The 14773-nt window shown below is 68.7% G+C and carries 16 protein-coding genes; 7 read left to right on the top strand and 9 right to left on the bottom strand.

The window, feature by feature from the left end; translation table 11 throughout:
* Positions 1–43: 43 nt before the first annotated feature.
* Positions 44–3556: a DNA polymerase III subunit alpha gene (gene dnaE, locus KZ686_RS07985; protein ID WP_149317919.1), complete on the bottom strand. Its 3513-nt coding sequence runs from the start codon at positions 3554–3556 to the stop codon at positions 44–46.
* 440 nt (positions 3557–3996) lie between these two features.
* Here dnaE and KZ686_RS07980 point away from each other — a divergent pair, with 440 nt between their 5' ends.
* Positions 3997–4881, top strand: coding sequence for a sulfurtransferase (locus tag KZ686_RS07980; protein ID WP_265632150.1), 885 nt, complete (start codon positions 3997–3999; stop codon positions 4879–4881).
* 36 nt (positions 4882–4917) lie between these two features.
* On the opposite strand, the gene KZ686_RS07975 is transcribed toward KZ686_RS07980, so the two are convergent.
* Positions 4918–5598, bottom strand: a complete 681-nt coding sequence (locus KZ686_RS07975; RefSeq protein WP_265632149.1) for a CoA pyrophosphatase — start codon at positions 5596–5598, stop codon at positions 4918–4920.
* Between the two features lie 71 nt (positions 5599–5669).
* Here KZ686_RS07975 and KZ686_RS07970 point away from each other — a divergent pair, with 71 nt between their 5' ends.
* The gene (locus KZ686_RS07970) at positions 5670–5846 is read left to right on the top strand and encodes a hypothetical protein (protein ID WP_265632148.1); all 177 of its coding nucleotides are present in this window, start codon (positions 5670–5672) and stop codon (positions 5844–5846) included.
* A 145-nt stretch (positions 5847–5991) separates the two neighbouring features.
* On the opposite strand, the gene rplS is transcribed toward KZ686_RS07970, so the two are convergent.
* The 4 genes from rplS to rpsP form a co-directional block, all read right to left on the bottom strand.
* A complete protein-coding gene (gene rplS, locus KZ686_RS07965) occupies positions 5992–6381 on the bottom strand; it encodes a 50S ribosomal protein L19 (RefSeq protein WP_053821338.1) in 390 nt (129 codons plus the stop codon).
* A 75-nt stretch (positions 6382–6456) separates the two neighbouring features.
* On the bottom strand, positions 6457–7269 hold the full coding sequence (gene trmD, locus KZ686_RS07960) for a tRNA (guanosine(37)-N1)-methyltransferase TrmD (RefSeq protein WP_265632146.1): 813 nt from the start codon (positions 7267–7269) through the stop codon (positions 6457–6459).
* Between the two features lie 69 nt (positions 7270–7338).
* A complete protein-coding gene (rimM, locus tag KZ686_RS07955) occupies positions 7339–8031 on the bottom strand; it encodes a ribosome maturation factor RimM (protein WP_265632145.1) in 693 nt (230 codons plus the stop codon).
* Between the two features lie 27 nt (positions 8032–8058).
* The gene (gene rpsP, locus KZ686_RS07950) at positions 8059–8313 is read right to left on the bottom strand and encodes a 30S ribosomal protein S16 (RefSeq protein ID WP_149317913.1); all 255 of its coding nucleotides are present in this window, start codon (positions 8311–8313) and stop codon (positions 8059–8061) included.
* A gap of 164 nt (positions 8314–8477) precedes the next feature.
* On the opposite strand from rpsP, the gene KZ686_RS07945 reads away from it, so the two are divergent.
* Positions 8478–9593 carry a PQQ-dependent sugar dehydrogenase gene (locus KZ686_RS07945; protein WP_370639566.1) on the top strand — a complete coding sequence of 372 codons (1116 nt, stop codon included), beginning with the start codon at positions 8478–8480 and terminating at the stop codon, positions 9591–9593.
* A 199-nt stretch (positions 9594–9792) separates the two neighbouring features.
* Positions 9793–10197, top strand: a complete 405-nt coding sequence (locus KZ686_RS07940) for a hypothetical protein (protein ID WP_150084140.1) — start codon at positions 9793–9795, stop codon at positions 10195–10197.
* 18 nt (positions 10198–10215) lie between these two features.
* On the opposite strand, the gene KZ686_RS07935 is transcribed toward KZ686_RS07940, so the two are convergent.
* Positions 10216–10605 carry a hypothetical protein gene (locus KZ686_RS07935; protein WP_265632144.1) on the bottom strand — a complete coding sequence of 130 codons (390 nt, stop codon included), beginning with the start codon at positions 10603–10605 and terminating at the stop codon, positions 10216–10218.
* 27 nt (positions 10606–10632) lie between these two features.
* On the opposite strand from KZ686_RS07935, the gene KZ686_RS07930 reads away from it, so the two are divergent.
* From KZ686_RS07930 to KZ686_RS07920, 3 genes are all read left to right on the top strand, one after another.
* The gene (locus KZ686_RS07930; protein WP_265633504.1) at positions 10633–10767 is read left to right on the top strand and encodes a hypothetical protein; all 135 of its coding nucleotides are present in this window, start codon (positions 10633–10635) and stop codon (positions 10765–10767) included.
* 436 nt (positions 10768–11203) lie between these two features.
* Positions 11204–11641, top strand: a complete 438-nt coding sequence (locus KZ686_RS07925; RefSeq protein WP_149317908.1) for a TM2 domain-containing protein — start codon at positions 11204–11206, stop codon at positions 11639–11641.
* A 272-nt stretch (positions 11642–11913) separates the two neighbouring features.
* Entirely contained in the window at positions 11914–12132 is a 219-nt protein-coding gene (locus KZ686_RS07920; RefSeq protein WP_265632143.1) for a hypothetical protein, read from the top strand.
* A gap of 4 nt (positions 12133–12136) precedes the next feature.
* On the opposite strand, the gene phaZ is transcribed toward KZ686_RS07920, so the two are convergent.
* Both phaZ and KZ686_RS07910 read right to left on the bottom strand, forming a co-directional pair.
* Positions 12137–13360, bottom strand: a complete 1224-nt coding sequence (phaZ, locus tag KZ686_RS07915) for a polyhydroxyalkanoate depolymerase (protein WP_265632142.1) — start codon at positions 13358–13360, stop codon at positions 12137–12139.
* A gap of 119 nt (positions 13361–13479) precedes the next feature.
* The gene (locus tag KZ686_RS07910) at positions 13480–14772 is read right to left on the bottom strand and encodes a PA0069 family radical SAM protein (RefSeq protein WP_265632140.1); all 1293 of its coding nucleotides are present in this window, start codon (positions 14770–14772) and stop codon (positions 13480–13482) included.
* Position 14773 lies beyond the last annotated feature (1 nt).

Genomic DNA, 14773 nt, shown 5'->3' with positions numbered 1-14773 from the left:
AAAGCCAGGGCAGCGACAGCTCGGCGACTGAAGCCTCCCTGCCTCACTCGTACAGCGTACTGACACACTCCGGCGACAGCGCCGCCCGCAACGCCGCCAGCGTGTCGTCCGACGGCACCACCTGCCACGCCTGGCCCAGCACCGCCTCGCAGACCGCCGAGGCGCTGGCGTACTGGATGCAGACCGGCAGCCCGGGGCTGCCCGCCGACGCGGCCAGATGCGGGGTCAGCAGCTCGCGCAGCATCGCGGTCGACGAATTGCCGTTCAGCGACAGCTTCAGCGCGCGCGCGTTGCGGATCCGCGCGGTGGTCAGGTCCATCACGGTTTCCGCGGTGAAGCGCACCCCGCCGGTGAAGGTGTCGTGGCGGGCATTGCCCTGCGCGATCAGCAGCTCGTCCTCGCGGAACATGTGCCGGTTGGCGTCGAACAGCTCGTTGAACACCGTCATCTCGATCTGCCCAGTGCCGTCGTCGAGCAGCACGATCAGCATCTTGCCGCGCTGCGTCATCTGCGTGCGGATGCCGGTGATCACGCCGGCGACCATCTTGCCGCGCACGTCGCGACCGTAGCCGCCGCCGTTGCCCTGCACTTCCTTTTCCAGCGACGCCAGCGTGCCCTTGACGAAGCGCCGCACCTCGTCGCGATAGGCGTCGAACAGGTGGCCGGAGAAGTAGTAGCCGAGCGCCTGCTTTTCCTCCTGCAACATCCGCTTCGGCGTCCAGGCCGGCTCGTCGATCAGCTCCGGGCGGTGCGCATCGCCGTCGTCGGCCATCAGGTCGAACAGCGACACCTGGTTGGCCGACTCGGCCTTCTGCTCCGCGGCCTCCATCGCGCGCGGCACCGAGGCCAGCAGCTGGGCGCGGTTCGGATGCAGCGTGTCGAAGGCGCCGGCGCGGATCAGCGCCTCGATCGTGCGGCGGTTGACCTGGCGGCGGTCGACGCGCTCGCAGAAGTCGAACAGGTCGGTGAACGGCCGTTCCTCGCGCGCGCGCAGGATGTCCTCGATCGCGCCCTGGCCGGAACCCTTGATGCCGCCCAGGCCGTAGCGGATCGTCTTGGCATCGGTCGGCGCGAAGCGGTATTCGCTGGCGTTGACGTCCGGCGGCAGCACGCGCAGCCCGTTGGCGCGGCAATCCTCGTAGAGGATCTTGACCTTGTCGGTGTCGTCCATCGCCAGCGACATGTTGGCCGCCATGAATTCGGCCGGATGGTGCGCCTTCAGCCAGGCCGTGTAGTACGCCAGCAAGGCATAGGCGGCCGCGTGCGACTTGTTGAAGCCGTAGCCGGCGAACTTCTCCATCAGGTCGAAGATCTCGTCGGCCTTGTCGGCCGACAGCCCGTTCTTCGCCGCGCCCTCGCGGAACAGCTCGCGATGCTTGGCCATCTCCTCGGGCTTCTTCTTGCCCATCGCGCGGCGCAGCAGGTCGGCACCGCCGAGCGAGTAGCCGCCGATGATCTGCGCCATCTGCATCACCTGCTCCTGATAGACCATGATGCCGTAGGTCTCTTTCAGGACGGGTTCGACGCGCGGGTCCGGATATTCCACCTTCTCGCGGCCGTGCTTGCGCGCGCAGAAGCTGGGGATCAGGTCCATCGGGCCGGGGCGGTACAGGGACACCAGCGCGATGATGTCCTCGAAGCGGTCGGGCTTGGCGTCCTTGAGCATGCCCTGCATGCCGCGGCTTTCCAGCTGGAACACCGCCACCGTGTTGGCTGACTTGAGGATGTCGAAGGCGGCTGGATCGTCGAGCGGGATCTGGCTGCAGTTCCAGTCGGCCTTGCCCGGATCGAGCCGGCGGATGTAGCGCTCGGCCCAGTCGAGGATGGTCAGCGTGGTCAGGCCCAGAAAGTCGAACTTGACCAGGCCCGCCGCCTCGACGTCGTCCTTGTCGTACTGGCTGACCACCCCGCTCATGCCGTCGTTCTGGCCGCCCTGCGTGTACAGCGGGCAGAAGTCGGTCAGCTTGCCCGGCGCGATCAGCACGCCGCCGGCGTGCATGCCGACGTTGCGCGTCATGCCTTCGACGCGCTGCGCCAGCTCGAGCAGCTGGCGCACTTCCTCTTCGTTGTTCTCGCGCTCGGTCAGCAGGGGCTCTTCCTTCTTGGCCTCCTCGATCGTCACCAGCTTGCCCGGCTTGAACGGGATCAGCTTGGCCACGCCATCGACGAAGTTGTAGCCCAGGTCGAGCACCCGGCCGACGTCGCGCACCGCGGCCTTGGCGGCCATGGTGCCGAAGGTGGCGATCTGCGACACCGCGTCCTTGCCGTACTTCTCCTTGACGTACTGGATCACGCGATCGCGGCCGTGCTGGCAGAAGTCGATATCGAAGTCGGGCATCGACACCCGCTCCGGATTCAGGAAACGCTCGAACAGCAGCGCGTACTTGAGCGGATCGAGGTCGGTGATGCCGAGCGCGTAGGCGACCAGCGAGCCGGCACCCGAGCCGCGGCCGGGGCCGACCGGCACGCCGTTGTTCTTGGCCCAGTTGATGAAGTCCGCCACGATCAGGAAGTAGCCGGGGAACCCCATCTTGATGATGATGCCGGTCTCGAACTCCAGCCGCGCGTAGTACTCGGGGCGCCTGGCTTCGCGCGTCGCCTCGTCGGGGAACAGCACCTCCAGACGGCGCTCCAGCCCCTCCTTCGACATGTGCACCAGATAGTCGTCAAGCGACATGCCGTCCGGCGTCGGGAACAGCGGCAGGCGCGGCTTGCCGAGCTCGAGCGTCAGGTTGCAGCGGCGCGCGATCTGCACCGCATTCTCGAGCGCGGACGGGATGTCGGCGAACAGCGCGCACATCTCGTCCTGCGTCTTGAAATACTGGTCGGTGGTGAAGCGGCGCACGCGGCGCGGATTGGCCAGCAGCTCGCCCTCGGCGATACAGACGCGCGCCTCGTGCGCGGTATGGTCGTCGGGGGTCATGAACTGCACCGGATGCGTCGCGACCACCGGCAGCTGCAGCGCCGCGGCCAGCTGCACCGCGCGTTGCACATAGGCCTCGGTGCCCGGATGGCCGGCGCGCTGCAGCTCGATGTAATAGCGCTGCGGGAAGACCGTGGCCCAGTGCCGGGCGGCACGCTGCGCGGCGGCGTCGTTGCCGTTGGCCAGCGCCTGGCCGACGTCGCCGCCCATCGCGCCGGACAGCGCGATCAGGCCCGTCGACAGCGGCAGGCCGTCCTCGCCGGGTTCCTCGAGCCAGGCCGGCTCGAGCTCGGCGCGGCCGCGGTACTGGTTCGACAGCCAGGCGCGCGACAGCAGCACGCACAGGTTCAGATAGCCGCGCCGGTCCTGCACCAGCAGCAGCATGCGCGCGGGCTTGTCGCGATCGTCGGCGTTGGTCAGCCAGACGTCGGCGCCGACGATGGGCTTGACGCCACCGCCGCGCGCCTCCTTGTAGAAGCGGATCAGGCCGAAGGCGTTGGCGAGGTCGGTCAGCGCAAGCGCGCCCATGCCGTCGGCGGCGGCGGCCTTGACCGCATCCTCGAGGCGGACGATGCCGTCGACGATCGAGTATTCGGAATGGAGGCGGAGATGTACGAAGCGGGGCGAAGACATGGGCGCCATTGTACCGGTGCGAGCTCGCGGCCGGGCCGCCGGGGGGCGACGAAATCCGCTGCGGCACGCTTGGCGATGCCGAGGCGTTAGCGAGGCGATGGCGGTGCGAGGGGGGGCGGCGGTTCGGCGCGGTGGCAGGGTGCGGTGGTCGGGCGCGGTGTCGGGCGCGGTGGCTGGGTGCGGTGGCTGGGCGCGGTGGCTGCGTGCGGTGGCTGCGTGCGGTGGGTGGCTGCTGTGGCTGTGTGCTGTGGCTGGGGGCTGTGGCTGGGGGCTGTGGCTGGGGGCGGTGGTCGGGCGCGATCCCGCGCGCCGGGCCGACCCGCTATAATTTCGTGTTTCCCATCAGGCAGTCATGGCGGCACGCGATGCCCACGGCGCCGCGCGACGCGCGGACCGATCCCCGCACGCGCCCCATCCCGCCACGCCGTGCTCCGCAGTCCATGCAGATCGTCAATATTTCCGCCTACAAGTTCGTCACGCTGAACGACATCGAGACGCTGCGCGCCGCCTTGCGCGAGCGCTGCGAGGCGGCCGCGCTCAAGGGCACCGTGCTGCTCGCCCCGGAAGGGATCAACCTGTTCCTGGCGGGCAGCCGCGAAGGCATCGACGATGTGGTGGGCTGGCTGCGCGCCGATCCGCGCTTCGCCGATCTGGAGCCGAAGGAGAGCCTGTCGGAGACCCAGCCATTCAAGCGGATGCTGGTGCGGATCAAGCGCGAGATCATCACGATGAAGATGCCGCTGATCCGGCCCGAGGAAGGCCGCGCGCCGTCGGTGCGCCCTGCCGACCTCAAGCGCTGGCTCGACCAGGGCCATGACGACGAAGGCCGGCCGGTGGTGATGCTCGACACGCGCAACGCCTTCGAGGTCGCGGTCGGCACCTTCGAGCAGGCGGTCGACTACGGGCTGCAGAAGTTCAGCGACTTCCCGGCCGTGGTGGCGGAGCACAAGGACGAGTTCGCCGGCAAGACCGTGGTGTCGTTCTGCACCGGCGGCATCCGCTGCGAGAAGGGCGCGATCCACATGCAGCAGGCCGGCATCGAGCGCGTCTATCAGCTCGAGGGCGGCATCCTGAAGTACTTCGAGGAGGTCGGCGGGAGCCACTATCGCGGCGACTGCTTCGTCTTCGACTACCGCACCGCGCTCAATCCCGAGCTGCAACCGGCCGGACCCAAGCAGTGCTTTGCCTGCCGTGCGGTGGTCACGCCGGAGGAGCAGCAGAGCCCGCACTATGTGGTCGGCGTCAGCTGTCCGCACTGCCATTCGCAGCGCGCGGCGCAGGGCGAGTCCGAATCGAAGCAGGAAGGGAAAGCGGCGCAGGCCTGATCGACGCCTCGCCGTCGTCAGGGATGCGGCTGTGCGCTAGGCCGCCAGCAGGTGGTACAGATTGCGCAGCATGCCCGCGGTCGCACCCCAGATGAAGCGATGTCCCCCGCCTTCGCGCGGATACGGCATCGCATAGAACATCCGCTCGCCGTCGACCCAGCGGAACAGCCGCCGCTGGTGGTGCGACGGGTCCATCAGGAAGGCCAGCGGCACCTCGAACACATCGGCCACCTCGCGCGCATCGGGGCGCAGCGCGAAGCCGTCGCGCACCAGGCCTACCACCGGACTGACATGGAAGCCCGTGCCGGTGATGTAGTCCGGCAGCGCGCCCAGCACCTCGACGTAATCCCGGTCCAGCCCGATCTCTTCCTCCGTTTCCCGCAGCGCGGTGGCGACCCGATTGATGTCCTCGGGCTCCCAGCGGCCGCCCGGAAAGCTGATCTGCCCCGCGTGGGCGCTCAGGTTCGCATTGCGCTGCGTCAGCAGCACGGTCAGGCCGTCGGCGCGCTGCACCAGCGGCACCAGCACCGCGGCGTCGCGCAGGCTCTGCTTGGGGTCGTAGGCGCGCGACTCGTCGGTCAGCTCCGGCTGCCAGGCCGGCGGACTCAGGAAGCGATGGCGGATGAAGTCGGGCCGCAGGCGCGGCTCGGAAAGCGGTGGGTGCTGGCTGTCGACCGAGACGATCGGCAGCGATTCGGGATCGAAGGCGGGGCGCATAGCGGCACAAGTATGACAGACCTCGCCGCGGCGCATCGGCGGGGGCCGGCGGCATGCGAGGCGCGTCCGGCATGCCGGGCATGTTCGGCGTGCTCGGCATGTTCGGCGTGCTCGGCGGGCTCGGCGGGCTCGGCGTGCTTCGCGTGCTTCGCGTGCTTGGCGTGCTCGGCGTGCTCGGCGTGCTTGGCGTGCTTCGCGTGCTTGGCGTGCTCGGCGTGCTCGGCGTGCCTGGCGTGCTTGGCGTATGAAGCGGGCTCGGCATGCTGGCCGCACGCATGCCCCATGCCGTCACCCTGCGGCTACCATGCAAAAAGGACACCCGAAGGTGCCCTTGAAGACGGAGCGCGAACCCCGTCCATCGCTCCGGCCGGCGTGCCGGCCAGGCGCTGCGTCTTACTCGGCAGCCGCGACCTTGGAGGCCTTGGTGACGAGCTTTTCCTTGATGCGAGCGGACTTGCCCGAACGCTGGCGCAGATAGTACAGCTTGGCGCGGCGCACATCGCCGCGGCGCTTGACTTCGATGCCGGCGATCAGCGGCGAGTACAGCTGGAACGTACGCTCCACGCCCTCACCCGACGAGATCTTGCGCACGATGAAGGACGAATTCAGGCCACGGTTGCGCTTGGCGATCACCACGCCTTCGTAGGCCTGCACACGCTTGCGGTTGCCTTCGACCACGTTCACGTTGACGACAACGGTGTCGCCCGGCGCGAATGCGGGGATGGTCTTGTTCGCGGTCAGACGCGCGATCTCTTCCTTCTCGATCTGCTCGATGATGTTCATCGTTTCTTCTCCTGTGCCATCGTGACGGCGTTGCATGCCTCGCCTCCTGGCGCGGCCCCGACAGAGGATGGGGTTTCAACTGGCGGAGGCTTGCCCCCGCCCTTCCTTCGCCGCCCACTCCGACAGGAATTTCTCGTCGGCCTTGGTCAGCAAACCTTGGCGGCGCGCGGACTCGATCAGGTCGGGCCGCTTGCGCGCCGTATTGGCCAGCGCCTGGTGGCGCCGCCATTTTTCGATCTCGGCATGATGGCCGCCGAGCAGTATCTCGGGGACCCGCATGCCTTCGTATTCCTCGGGCCGCGTGTAATGCGGACAATCGAGCAGCCCGTTGACGAAGCTGTCCTGCACCGCCGACTGCGCGTCGCCCAGCACGCCGGGCAGCAGACGCACCACCGCGTCGATCAGCGCCATCGCCGGCAGCTCGCCGCCCGACAGCACGAAATCGCCGAGGCTGATTTCCTCGTCGACGCGACGGTCGATCAGGCGCTGGTCGATCGCCTCGTAGCGGCCGCAGATCAGCACCAGACCGGGACGCCGCGCCAGCTCGACCACCTTGGCGTGCGTCAGCGGCGCGCCCTGCGGCGACATCAGCACCACGTGGGAGGCGCTGGCACCGTCGCCGGTACCTGCATCGGCACCGGCAAAGGCATCGGCCTGCGCCGCGACGGCGGCGTCGATCGCGTCCTCCAGCGGCCTGGCCAGCATCACCATGCCCGGTCCGCCCCCATAGGGACGGTCGTCGATGGTGCGGTAGTTGTCCGTGGTGAAGTCCCGCGGATTCCAGCTGCGCAGCGTATAGCGCTGCTGCCTTGCGGCCCGGCTGGTGATGCCCCAGTCGGTCAGCGCGCGGAACATCTCCGGGAACAGCGTGATCACGTCGAACTGCATCGGTCTCACTCCTGTTCCGTTGCCTGCCGTTGCCTTGCCTTGCTGCGGTTGCTGCTTTTGCTGCGGCGGCTAGTAGTCCAGCCCCCAGTCCACCACGATGCGCCGCGCCTCGATATCGACGTGCCGCAGATAGGCGTCGACGAAGGGAATCAGACGCTCGCCGGGCTTGCCGTCCGGCAGCGCGTAGGCAACCTGCAGGATCTGGTGGGCGCCGTTGTCGATCAGCCCGGCGACTTCGCCCAGGGCTTCGCCCTGCTCGTTGCTCACCGTGCAGCCGATCAGATCGACCCAGTAAAACTCGTTCTCTTCGGGCGCGGGGAAATCCTCGCGCCGGATCCAGACGCGACGCCCCTTGAGCGCCTCGGCCAGATTGCGGTCCGCCACACCGGACGCCTGCGCCACCACCGTGCCGCTATGCTCGCGCGACTGCGCGATCTTCAGGCACAGCGGCCCCGCGTCGCGGGCCGCCGACTGGGCCACCGGCCGCGAAGCCGGAGCCTCGGGCTGCAGCAGCCACCAGCGCCGCGCATGCAGCAAGGCGCCGGCATCCTGCGCATGGGGCTGGACCTTGATCCAGCCGCGCACGCCATAGGCTGCGGCGACATAGCCGACCTCGATCAGGTCGTCGGGCAGGGCCTGCCCATACACCAGCGCGGCCGGGATGCGGGCCTCGCGTGGCGTGCCGGTCCCTGTTCCGGGCCCAGTGGCGCCGGGCGGCACGTTCAACGGCCGCCGTTGCGCGCCGCGCGCGGACGTGGTCACGGCAGACTACGGTAGCGGCAGCGTAAATCAGGCAGCGGCCTTGGCGGCGTTCTGCTTGACCAGACGGGCAACGGTCGGCGACAGTTGGGCGCCAACGCCTTGCCAGTAGGTCAGGCGGTCTTGCGCCAGGCGCAGACCTTCTTCGCCTTGCGAAGCCAGCGGGTTGTAGAAGCCGATACGCTCGATGAAACGGCCGTCGCGGCGGTTGCGCGAGTCGGCTGCAACGATATTGAAGAACGGGCGCTTCTTGCTGCCGCCACGGGCCAGACGGATTACGACCATGGGTGAATTCCTCGAAAAACGGGGTGTGCGAACACGAAACGCAAGAGTATAGCCCAAATACTGAGGCCAAACAAACACTTAGGGTGGCCGACGGCGGGGCAGGCCAATTGACGGCCGCGTCACGCCTCGGCATCGTGGCAAAAACACCAAACGCAGGAGGGGTCGTGCGCTACCTTAGTCACTTTTCCACCGTCCTGGCCGGGCTTGCCGCCCTGCTGTCCCAGGCGATCACGCCAGCGGCGCACGCCGAATCGCTCGAGCAGATCCAGCTGCCGCCGGGCTTTCGCATCGAGCGGCTGACCGACGCCGTGCCGGAAGCGCGCGGCATGACCTTTTCGCCGGGCGGCACACTGTACGTCGGCAGCCGCGGCGCCGGCAAGGTCTACGCGGTACAGGCGCCGCTGAGCGGCAAGCCGGTGGTCCACACCGTCGCCAGCGGCCTGACGCTGCCGATCGGCGTGGCCTGGCGCGACGGCGCGCTCTATACCTCCTCGGTCTCGCGCATCCTGCGCCTGGACGGCATCGAACAGCGCCTGTCCAACCCGCCCAAGCCGGTCGTCATCAACAACCAGCTGCCCAGCGAGACCCACCACGGCGGACGCTTCATCGCCTTCGGCCCCGACGGCTACCTGTACGTGCCGATCGGCGCGCCGTGCAATGTCTGCGCGCGCGACGAGGGCCGCTACGCCAACGTGATGAAGATGAAGCCGGATGGCTCGGACCTGCAGGTCGTGGCCAAGGGCGTGCGCAACACGGTCGGCTTCGACTGGCACCCGACCACAGGCGAGCTGTGGTTCACCGACAACGGCCGCGACTGGCTCGGCGACGACCAGCCGCCCGACGAACTGAACCGGGCCCCGCGCGCGGGCATGCACTTCGGCTTTCCGTATTGCCACGCCGGCGACCTGCGCGATCCCGAATTCGGCAAGCAGCGGCCCTGCTCGTCGTTCGAGCCACCGGTGGCCCGGCTCGGCCCGCACGTGGCGGCGCTGGGCATGCGCTTCTACACCGGCACGCAGTTCCCCGCCGAATATCGCAACAACATCTTCATTGCGGAGCACGGCAGCTGGAACCGCAGCGAGCGCATCGGTTATCGCATCACGCGCGTGGTGCTCGACGACAGCGGCAAGGCGGTCAGGCAGGAGGTGTTCGCCCAGGGCTGGCTGCAGGACGGTCAACCGTGGGGCAGACCCGCCGATGTCGAGGTCGCGCCCGACGGTTCGTTGCTGGTCAGCGACGATATGGCCGGCGCGATCTACCGCATCCGCTATGCGCCCTAGCGACGCGCGGCGACCGCCCGCGCACCGCCTCGGGCAACGCTCGCGCAGGCGTCGCCGAAGATGAGAACAGACCGCATTCGCAAGCGAAACAATCCGTTACACCGGTAACGGGATTGGCATAGGCGCCTGCTGGCAGCGCTGCGTACCATGATCCCAATCTTCTCGACAACGACAGCAAGCGAAGGCTCTGGGATTCCGCATGCTTTTCCGCTCTCTCCTGCGCGACGCCGCGGCCGCCACCGTGCTGGTGGCGTCGGTGCTCGGCCTTGCGGCCCTGAGCCATGCTCAGGGCGGCTGGTCGCGGCAGGGCGCCGACATGCGGGACGGCTTCGGGGCGCGGCTGCTGCCGACCGGCATGGAGCGCACCGTGATGCGTGCCGAGAGCCCGGACCATGTGCGTGCGCAGATCGAGCGGATGGAAGCCCGAGCACGCGCCGACAGCCGGCTGAACGGGCGCCCCAACCCGCCCAGCGACCGCGGCGCGCCCGAACGTACCCAGACTTCCGAGCGCAGCGCGCAGAACGGCAGCAGCGTGTCCGGCGACAACCGCCCCGCCAATGTCGGACCGGGCTGGCAAGGTTCGGGGCGGGAAACCACCCGCTAGTCCGGATACTTCCCCGCTTTATCGTTTGAAACGGCGACGGCGCTGCGATGGCGCTTGCCGTCGCGCGTTTTTGTCGCGCGCCCCGTCGCAGGCTTGCCGCTGCCGTTCGCCCTTTGCCGTTCGCCCTTTGCCGTTCGCGCTTTGCCGTTCGTCGCCGCCGTTCGCCGTCGCCCGTTGCGGCGGCTGGCAAGCGCCTTCGCCGATCGCGATGGCGTCAGAAGCCCGCGCCGGAACTTTCCCCTCCTTTGCAAGGTCAAATAGCTCGTGGCGGCAGAAGCTGCGCCGCCACCTGGCTGCCGCCCGGCGCTGACCGGTGTTCAGCAGCGTGCCGTCGATCGCAGGCGGCAAACGCACACTGACATGCCCTTTCCTTCGGATCGTGTCGCGATGGGCGCGGCCTTCGTCCAACCAACCGACGAGGTTCGTATGCTATCCATGCTGACCGACCTGGCTCGACACGCGGGCCAGCTCACTCTGACCGTGCTATTCATGGGAATTCTGGCCGCCGTGCTGTACGGCGAAACCAATCTCGGCGTCCTGCTGGGCGTCGTGTCGAACGCACCGCGCTGACGGCAATCGGACGCTGCTGCAAGACAGGACATCGCAGGTTTTGCACCAGCGCCCCCGGCCGGCGATCGAAAGCCACGATCCGCCGGCCTTCAACTGGGTCATCGAAGCGGGCGGTGCGGCGTACAATGTGCGCTTCACTGCCCGCTTCCATCGTATGGTCCGGTCGCAGTCTCGGCCGCCGTTCCGGTGCTGATTCCGGTGCTGATTCCGGTGCTGATTCCGGTGCTGATTCCGGTGCTGATTCCGGTGCTGATTCCGGTGCTGATTCCGGTGCTGATTTCGATCCTGATCTCGGTGCTGGGTTTGGTTCCGATCCCGGTCGCCTTCCGGCAGGTTTTCCCTTCCCACGTTCACGCCCATGTCCGCCGCTCCGTCCTCTGCTTCGCCCGTCTCGTCAGCCTCCCCCGCCGCCGCCACCGGCACGGATCGCGCGCCGATGCGCAAGTCGAAGCTGCTGACCGTGGCGCTGGCTTTTCTGCTCGGCAGCCTCGGCGCGCACCGCTTCTATCTCGGCGGCCTGCGCGACCGCTATGGCTGGCTGCACCTGCTTGCCACGCTGGCCGGCGCGCTGGGCATCGCCTCGATGGTGCTGCACGTCGGCGCGCCCGCGCTGAACTGGACCTTCGCGGTGGCGGGCGGCGCCTCGGTGATCAGTGCGTTCCTGGCGGCGATCGTCTACGGGCTGCGGCCGGACGAGCGCTGGGACGCGCGCTTCAATCCGGATGGCGAACCGACCCGCTCCGGCTGGCCGGTCGTGATCCTGGTGATCCTGTCGCTGCTGATCGGCACCGGCCTGTTGATGGCGGGGCTGGCCATCAGCTTCCAGACCTTCTTCGAGTCGCAGGTGGAAGCGGCACGCGAGCTGTCGCAATGATCTGCTGAAAGCCGCCCACGAAGTCCGCTGTTGCAATCAGATGCCGAATTCAGCTGGGCGACAAGAACGGCGGGCTGCCACCGACACGACGCGGACGCGCCACGGGTACGCTGTGGATACGATCACCCCGCGAGTGCGCCCTTCGATTTCCTGATCCACGTCAACCCCATTCCGGCGTTCGTCAACCATACTGAACCGGTTGTTTCCAACGTCGCGCGCCGCGGCGCTTCGCCGGCAGTGCGCGACCGGTCCGTCGAACTCCAGGAGTGGACATGAACGTTCCCAGCTATGAAGTGGGCCGGGTGGCCGCCTTGACCGTCAGACTGATGCGCGCGTCAGGCCTGTCGCACGACGATGCCGTCGCCGCGCTGGATCTGGCCTGCAGGATGATGGACGACGAGATGGCCCCGCGATCGCCGGCGACAGGCCCCGTGCGGCCGGGCGGTGTGCGGCCCCCTGCCGCGGCGAACGCTGTCCGGCCCAACCGGTAAGCGGCTAGGCCGCCTCCAGCCAGCGGCGCACGGCGGGATGCACCGTCTCGCGCCAGCGTGCGCCGCTGAACAAACCATAGTGGTCGCAGCGCTCGATCGTCAGCCGTTCGCGGCATCGCGTCGGCAGGCAGCTGCACAGCCCCTGCGCCGCATGCGTCTGCCCAGGTCCCGAAATATCGTCGCGATCGCCCTCGACCGTCAGCAGCCGGGTGCGCCGCAGGCAGTCGGGACGCACCATCTCGCCGCGGACCCGCCACATCCCCTTGGGCAGCAGCATCTGCTGGAACACCACGCGCAACGTGTCGAAGAAGAATTCCGCGGTCATGTCGAGCACGGCACCGTATTGCGCGACCGCGCGCTCGATCTCGCGCGCGGTATCGGCATCGGCCGCCTCGCGCCGGCATAGCCAGTCGAACATCAGCGTCGCGTGGCGATCCGGCTGCGCCGCGACCAGCGCCGGATATTGCAGGAAGCCCGGATAGATGCGCCGCCCCGCGCCGGCATAACCGCTTGGTACCACGTCGATCGCGGTCGCCTCGAGCCACGGCAGCGACAACGTGGCCGCGACGCGATCGAGCGTGGTCGGGCCGAGCCGCGGATCGATCGGCCCGCCCATCAGCGTCAGCGTCGCCGGCTCGGCGCGATCGGCCTGCGCCACGCGCGAGACCGCGGCCAGCGCCGGCACCGTCGCCTGGCAGACCGCCAGCACATGCAGCCCGGCCGGATCGAGCAGCCGGATGAAACGCTCCACCAGCAGCACGTAATCGTCGAGGCCGAAGCTGCCGGCGTCGCGCGGTACGTCGCGCGCATCGGCCCAGTCGGTGACGTAGACGTCCGCATGCGGCAGCAGCGTGGCCACGGTATCGCGCATCAGCACCGCGCGATGTCCGGCCAGCGGCGCGCACAGCAGCACGCGCGGGCGCGGCTTGCGACGGGTTCGTGGTGGACTCTGGAACGCCCGCAGCGTGCAGAACGGCGTCACCGACACGGTGCTTTCGCTGACCGGCACCCGCACGCCATCGACCTCGATGTCATCGAACTCGAAGCGCGCCGTGCCGAACGGCCCCAGCCAGGTCTGGAACCAGCGGTAGTAGTGCTCGAAGCGGCGGCGGTGCGACGCCGCGGCCAGCGGGTATGGCCCGGCGGCGAGCGCCTGCTGGGTCAGTTCGCCCCACATCACGACCGGATCGAAGGCTGCGCGGCCGCCCTGCTGCATCAGATGGATCATGGCTTCCCCATGGCGACGCCGAGGCGGTCGGGGGCGCGAGTGCGCCAACCGCGGCGGCGTGCGCGGCGGATCGAACCGCCATTATGGACAGCGCGCCGGACTTGTACAAACCCGCAAGTTCAGAACAGCGAACCTTGCGCGTCGTCCTCGGGTTTGCGGGCACCGCGCGCGCCGCGTCGCACGCCGGCCGGCGGCGCGGGCGGGACGAATTGCGACGTGTCCAGATCGAAGCGGTGGTAGCGAAAGCCCAGGCGATCGGCCGCCTTGTGGAAGCGCTGGCGCATCAGGTCGGCCCAGACGCCGGTACCGCGCATGCGCGTGGAGAAATCGGAATCGTAATCCTTGCCGCCGCGCATCTCGCGAACGCGATTCATCACGCGCTCGGCCCGGTCGGGGAAATGCGCCTCCAGCCATTGCTGGAACAGGGGCGCCACCTCCCACGGCAGCCGCAGCACGATGTAGTTGGCATAGACTGCCCCCGCCTCGCGCGCGGCCTCGAGCACCCGCTCCAGGTCCGGCTCGGTGATGAAGGGAATCACCGGCGCGACGCTGACCGCGACGGGAATACCCGCTTCCGACAGCGTACGGATCGTGCGCAGCCGCCGCGACGGCGTGGCGGCGCGCGGCTCCAGCGTGCGCGCGATGTCGGCATCGAGCGCGGTGATCGTGATCGCCGCCACCGCGAGGCGCCGGGCGGCCATCGGCGCCAGCAGATCGATGTCGCGCTCGATCAGCGACGACTTGGTGATCAGCGCCACCGGATGGTGGCATTCGTGCAGCACCTCCAGCACGCCGCGCGTGATGCGCTGGGTCCGTTCGATCGGCTGATAGGCGTCGGTGTTGACGCCAAGCGCGATCAGCTCGCATTGGTAGGACGGCCGCGACAGCGCCTCCCGCAGCCGCTCGGCCGCATTGGCCTTGGCGAACAGTTGCGTCTCGAAATCCAGCCCCGGAGACAGGTCGAGATAGGCGTGCGTCGGCCGGGCGAAGCAATAGATGCAGCCGTGCTCGCAACCGCGGTAGGGGTTCAGCGAGACGCCGAACGGAATATCCGGCGAGGCATTGCGGCTGAGGATGGAGCGCGCCTGCTCCTGCGTGACGCGGGTGATCAGCTTCGGCGGCGCGGACTCCAAGGCGGCGCCTTCGCTGCGCTCCATGTCCCTGGCCTGCGTGTCCCTGTCCTCTGCGCGCGCCGCATCGTCCTGTCCCGCGGTGTCCGGCGGGCCCCAGCCGTCGTCGAAGGGCTCGCGGCTATCGCGCTCGAAGCGCCCCTGCAGATTGCTGACCGCGCCGCGGCCCTTCAGCGGCCGCGGCGCCGGCCGCAACGGCGCCGGCTCGCCGGGGATGTCATCCGCCGGCAGCTCCGCTTCGCGCCGGCCGAGGTGGCGCCCCTTGCGCTCAATGTTCCTCATC

Source organism: Cupriavidus cauae, from assembly GCF_026210475.1.
GTDB lineage: Bacteria > Pseudomonadota > Gammaproteobacteria > Burkholderiales > Burkholderiaceae > Cupriavidus > Cupriavidus cauae.
Note: the sequence above shows the minus strand (reverse complement) of the source record. Positions and strands in the feature narration are given on the sequence as shown.

Bases quoted from the DNA above. Each gene is read 5' to 3' on its own strand.
- KZ686_RS07980 (WP_265632150.1), top strand. From the start codon at position 3,997: ATGCAGATCGTCAATATTTCCGCCTACAAGTTCGTCACGCTGAACGAC.
- phaZ (WP_265632142.1), bottom strand. From the start codon at position 13,360: ATGATCCATCTGATGCAGCAGGGCGGCCGCGCAGCCTTCGATCCGGTC.
- KZ686_RS07930 (WP_265633504.1), top strand. From the start codon at position 10,633: ATGCTGACCGACCTGGCTCGACACGCGGGCCAGCTCACTCTGACCGTG.
- dnaE (WP_149317919.1), bottom strand. From the start codon at position 3,556: ATGTCTTCGCCCCGCTTCGTACATCTCCGCCTCCATTCCGAATACTCG.
- KZ686_RS07925 (WP_149317908.1), top strand. From the start codon at position 11,204: ATGCGCAAGTCGAAGCTGCTGACCGTGGCGCTGGCTTTTCTGCTCGGC.
- KZ686_RS07910 (WP_265632140.1), bottom strand. From the start codon at position 14,772: ATGAGGAACATTGAGCGCAAGGGGCGCCACCTCGGCCGGCGCGAAGCG.
- KZ686_RS07920 (WP_265632143.1), top strand. From the start codon at position 11,914: ATGAACGTTCCCAGCTATGAAGTGGGCCGGGTGGCCGCCTTGACCGTC.
- KZ686_RS07970 (WP_265632148.1), top strand. From the start codon at position 5,670: ATGCCGGGCATGTTCGGCGTGCTCGGCATGTTCGGCGTGCTCGGCGGG.
- KZ686_RS07940 (WP_150084140.1), top strand. From the start codon at position 9,793: ATGCTTTTCCGCTCTCTCCTGCGCGACGCCGCGGCCGCCACCGTGCTG.
- trmD (WP_265632146.1), bottom strand. From the start codon at position 7,269: ATGCAGTTCGACGTGATCACGCTGTTCCCGGAGATGTTCCGCGCGCTG.
- rpsP (WP_149317913.1), bottom strand. From the start codon at position 8,313: ATGGTCGTAATCCGTCTGGCCCGTGGCGGCAGCAAGAAGCGCCCGTTC.
- rplS (WP_053821338.1), bottom strand. From the start codon at position 6,381: ATGAACATCATCGAGCAGATCGAGAAGGAAGAGATCGCGCGTCTGACC.
- KZ686_RS07975 (WP_265632149.1), bottom strand. From the start codon at position 5,598: ATGCGCCCCGCCTTCGATCCCGAATCGCTGCCGATCGTCTCGGTCGAC.